Here is a 1,501-nt window from a genome sequence, read left to right as displayed (position 1 = left end):
GGCTGGTGCTGATATTCCTGAAGTATCACTTTAAGGATCGTCTTCTCAGGTGGCACCTGGATCGACGGAAAGGCGATGAGAAGATTGCGGCGCGCTATAGCGGAGAACTGTTTCACCACCTCCATGCGGTGGCGCGCGCTCACCATACAGGAGCTTTGCTGGACGACGGGGTCGTAGGCACGTTGATTGTCATGAGTCGCGAGGAGGGCTCAATACTGAACGAGGGGCGGTTCGACGCCGCCACGGTGACCGACGGGTGGACAATCTATCTTCAGATCGAAGAAGTGCATGTGTTCGCAGTTCTTAACGATGCCGGAGCGTCGGCGTCCGCACTCTCACAGATCCTGGACGCGATCGACGGCCCTCTCAGCTCGCTTCAGGCCCGAGAGCTTGCCGCCGAGCTCGCGGCTGCAAACCAGCACTTGGAGAACCCACCGAGGTTCAGGACCGATGTCGCGGCGGGACCTACGGAGACAGTCATGATCCGAGCGTTGCGCGAGGAGTCCGGTCCTCGGTTTGCCGATCGGGACGCCGACTTGATTGGCGAGATCAAGACACAGTTGCTTGGAAGATACTTCGGCCACATCGAAGCAATGACCGCCGAACAGGTTGAACGCGAGGTCAGGAAGGACCACTATACGTTCCTCCTCGATGCCGAAGGCCAATTCCTGAGGCACGGCGCGGCGAATTGAAGTCGGCCGCCCTCGAGCGTTAGGGCTTGCGCTGCCAGACCAACGCGGCCGGCGGACAGCTAGCCCGCCTTACGTTTCCTTTTGATGAGCCAAGTGAACCCGCCGAGCCGCCGCCATTTGACGCAGAGCGAGACGAACTGACCCCCCAGTCCAAACGCGAGCAGCCCGACGACCACGACGTTGACGACCGCGAGGGCCTTCGCATCGTCGAATGGACAATCCTTCCACATGCATTGGCCTGCTTCGCCCAGGATCGGACAGATTTGGTGGAGCAAGATCAGGAATGTGGCGATCGCGGTTGCGAGCAGCGGCATCGATCGCGTGAACAGTACACATCGCACAGACGCCCGCGACTCACCGTCGTTTGCATTACCACCGATGTTGGGTTTAAGCGCGAGCGCTCCAGCAACATCCGCCTGCCAAACGACGAATAGCACTGCGAGGCTCGCCGCAACAAGTGTTGCAGCGACAAGTACTTGATCGAGGTTGCCCGCCTCATGCGCCATTTTCGTCCTCGACGGGAGGGGTGAGAGCCTTGATGAGATAGTCTTTAGAGCCAGGATCTATGCCATAGAGGCTGGCACTATCCTCCGTCAGTCGAACACGTGTTTTTGGTTCATCGGCTTCGCGGAGCAGGTCATTGAGTTTGCGGACCATGGCCACGTTGTCAATTGAAACAAAATGTTTCCCGGATTTCGCATCGTCGTTTGGTTTTGCTGCGGTGACGTATGCCAAGAGTGCGGCATTGTAGATTGGCCCAATGCTGACGTCGTGCTTCGCCGATACATTCTGAATAAGGGTTGCGGCAC

Annotated in this window: 3 protein-coding genes; 1 reads left to right on the top strand and 2 read right to left on the bottom strand. The window is 58.3% G+C overall.

Annotation, left to right across the window (positions count from 1 at the left end):
- On the top strand, positions 1 to 692 hold a 692-nt coding region (locus tag L8F97_RS22390), incomplete at its 5' end, for a hypothetical protein (protein WP_242154947.1).
- A 59-nt stretch (positions 693 to 751) separates the two neighbouring features.
- On the opposite strand, the gene L8F97_RS22385 is transcribed toward L8F97_RS22390, so the two are convergent.
- Entirely contained in the window at positions 752 to 1,198 is a 447-nt protein-coding gene (locus tag L8F97_RS22385) for a hypothetical protein (RefSeq protein ID WP_242154946.1), read from the bottom strand.
- A partial coding sequence (locus L8F97_RS22380) for a hypothetical protein (protein ID WP_242154945.1) occupies positions 1,188 to 1,501 on the bottom strand: 314 nt, incomplete at its 5' end. The genes L8F97_RS22385 and L8F97_RS22380, both read right to left, overlap by 11 nt.

This window comes from Sphingomonas sp. BAUL-RG-20F-R05-02, assembly GCF_022662305.1.
Classification (GTDB): domain Bacteria; phylum Pseudomonadota; class Alphaproteobacteria; order Sphingomonadales; family Sphingomonadaceae; genus Sphingomonas.
The sequence above is the reverse complement of the archived record's forward strand: the minus strand, read 5'-3'. Positions and strand labels throughout refer to the sequence as shown.